The sequence below is a fragment of the Vibrio sp. OPT46 genome (assembly GCF_015163535.1).
In the GTDB taxonomy this organism is placed as follows: Bacteria; Pseudomonadota; Gammaproteobacteria; order Enterobacterales; family Vibrionaceae; genus Vibrio; species Vibrio alginolyticus.
This window is the reverse complement of record NZ_JADDYG010000333.1, coordinates 12,644-15,846: the sequence shown is the minus strand read 5'-3', so window position 1 is coordinate 15,846 and position 3,203 is coordinate 12,644. Positions and strand designations below refer to the sequence as shown.

The following is a 3,203-nucleotide window of genomic DNA, read 5'->3' as shown; positions in this document are numbered from 1 at the left end:
TTCGTACCTGATAACGCGTAGCGCACCTCATCAAGAATTTGAATCGCACGTTCTGAAGTTTTCTCTCCCGCTGTCACTTGATCCCACTGGAAATCAAACAAACCAGTCTGATATGTCGATAGTTCAGTAATATAGTAAGTTTGAGAACCTTTGAGCTTAAAATACACACCAATATTGGCCTTGTTTAAGTCAACCGTAACTTTCTTGGTCCCTGGATCTCTTTTCCATTGGTAATAGTATGGCTCACTGCCTTCGATACCAATTAAACGAACACGCATGAAATCATAATTCACTACGTCAGTTGTGGTTTCACAACTCGCTACGTCAAGAGCCATGGACTGGTCACTTTCCAGTTGCTGGATAGTGGTACAACTTGCAAGTGAAGTGAATTCACCACTTGGGCTCAACCCTTCAAGTTGAGCTCGCGCACCAATAAATGGTGTCACCACTTTTATGGTTGGTAGGTCAAAGCTACTTCTAAAATATACTTCTCTTGGAGTGCTTTCGTTATCAGACTCATCGACGGTTTGAATGACTAACTTTTGACTACTGTTTTCTGATACCGATTTAAAGCTGTCACCCAAAATATCTCTTACAAATGGAATGTAATAAATGACATCCTCTACTCGCCCATTGCTATCTAACAGCGTTTCGTGCGGAATTTTTGCGATGTAATCGTCATCTGATGCGGTTGTGTCAATAACTTGCTGAAGTGAGTAGTTGTTATCGTTGTTTTGGCTTACGTAGTACTTGACGACGAGCTTAAGCTTATTAGCGTTGGAGCCTAAAACCGTATCGGTGTTTACGTCTGAAACTTTCACACGAACATAAGGGATTTTATTCTCTTTCAATAAATTAGCGTTGAAGTTACTAAAATCTATCCCTTTTAATGAGTTCTGAATCCCTAAACTTGCGTACGCATAGTCAATCTTCAGGAAATCGCGGCTTGCTTGAACATTGTCTGGGGTGTACGTATCTTGAGAGTAGATACCATCGTAAGTGGTTCGTTCACCATCTAAACCCACATTTACGTACGTCATTGACGTACCTTCAGGATAGGTTATCGTCTGTGCTGGCGCTTGATCGTCACGACTTACTGCATGCTGCGCAGCGCCCGTATTCCCTTTGCTATCCTTCGCTCGAACCTCAAAGACCGTCGTAGATAGGAATTCATCAGTTGGGTAAGCCTTACTAAACTCACAAGCATTTCCAGACTCTACAGTGACAGGAGAACATGTGACGCCCTCATGTAAGCCATCTTTAAATGAAATACTGACCGAACTAATCTCTTGCGAGCTTTCTTTTACAACCCCTTTCAGAACGTATTCTTTAAGTTGGTTATTAATTGCACTCGCCGATGTAATATCGATAACAGGCGCATCGTTATCCCATTCAAAGTTGATATGAAGACCCGAATGGCTGCCTGGAATTAACTCATTACCCAGTACATCCGCTGTATATAAGACTAACCGTGCTGCTTTTACGTTTGAGAGCCCTGTGGCAGGGTTCATATCTACACTATCGATCTCTTTGGTATTAATGTTAACTTTAACGTTGGTCTCTCGAAGGCCAACTTCAAAATCATCAAATTCAACCGAACAGAATGTGCTTCCAAAATCTTGTATGTCGTTACATTGAAATTCACCAGACCAAGAGCCATTAATCTGATACTGAATAAAGGCGGATACGTCTTCTACACCGATATCATCAACAATTTTTAGGTCAACTTTATCGGTGCCTGCAAGTACATCACGGTCAATGCGTGTCACGATAGGCGCTGTGGTATCGATCTCCGTCCCATCTCGCGGTGGAATGACACCATCTGTACTGCCATATGTACCTAAGTCATTAAGCTTCTTACTAAAGTCGACATAGTCGGCAGCATCAGTACCAGAAATATTGATACTTGGGTCGTTTACCACGATCAAAACGTGCTGAGATAAGTCACGTGTGTAAACGTCGCTGTTTATCTTTTTCTGTCCAAAGCTGAGGGGAGTCACTGCTCCTGAAGTCTGACTCACTTCAAGACCATCAAGAACACCATCTGCAATAACATCCCGATATTGGATGTCAGCGAAATGCATTGAAGTGTAGACGTTATCGCTGTTGCCGTATTTTTTTATAAGATCGTAAGAGTAAGACGAGTATGCAGTTAATAAAGCGCCGTATTGATGCCCAGCACTAGCAAAACTGCTTTGCCCACCTTTGGTTATATCAATAGGTTTGGTCTCATTTACGTCAAAACCATACATGCTATTGATACTATCCAAAGCGGTTGAAAAGGCACTCTCATCTGTGGCCCCCTGAGAAATTTTGTACTTTGCCAAGCCTGCTGCCAAGTTCGACAGCGGAGTAAGCATTAACTTTTGCTCACTCCCCTCTTTAAAGTTCACAACACCTTCAAATTTAAGTGTCTTCGCATTACTCACAGATACCGTTTCATTTGTAAACGGATCGGTATAACTCCCCTCTTTTGCAACAACAAAAAGAGGCATTGACGACGATTCAAACTCTAGCAGATAGTTTCCGAAGGCATCAGACGTCGTGTTAGCCAACTTCCGACCTAAGTTTCCATTTTTGAACTCGAAAACCTCAATCTTGGCGCCATTGACTGGGGCGTCAAACACCATACCGGAAATGCTTCCTTTGCTTCTAGCTGGAGGTGTGTTGTCTCCTCCATCACCACCACCACATGCACTCAATAAAAGAGATGTAAGCGTAAGACCTAATGTTAATTTCAGCGTATTTTTAGCGAACATAGTAATTTGGCAAAATATATTTTCCCGAGATTATATTATTGAAAAATATTTTCTCAACGTGACATTAACACCAACAAAATAGGCATAAACACCAAGCCAACCGTCACTTTGACTGAATTATTAAAATTATTTTTACATCCTATAATTATTAACTTAGTTAAAACAGAGGAATTACTCATGCTTTAATGCTAGTTTTTATTTAAAATATTATACTCTACGCACAACTGTCAGTATTGATAAACCAACAAAACTAATGACTATTTTAATAATAAAAAGGGGTGTGCAAGCTCCTACCGTAGCCCTTATCACTACTGCGTTAATCATATTGATTAGCGTATCGCTTTCTCACTACTTCCTCACTCCTGTGGATAGGCTACCTACCATCAAGCCTTTAGAATTCGAAAGTGAGAATGTGCAGCCACCAATTAAAAAGAATACTCGTAG

2 pseudogenes are annotated in these 3,203 nt (G+C 41.0%); one reads left to right on the top strand and one right to left on the bottom strand.

The annotated features are described in order from the left end of the window. Positions 1-2,759 (bottom strand): annotated as a pseudogene (locus IQR33_RS15580) (hypothetical protein); the annotation flags it as partial. 253 nt (positions 2,760-3,012) lie between these two features. Here IQR33_RS15580 and IQR33_RS33200 point away from each other — a divergent pair. Further along, positions 3,013-3,203 (top strand): annotated as a pseudogene (locus IQR33_RS33200) (peptidase M23); the annotation flags it as partial.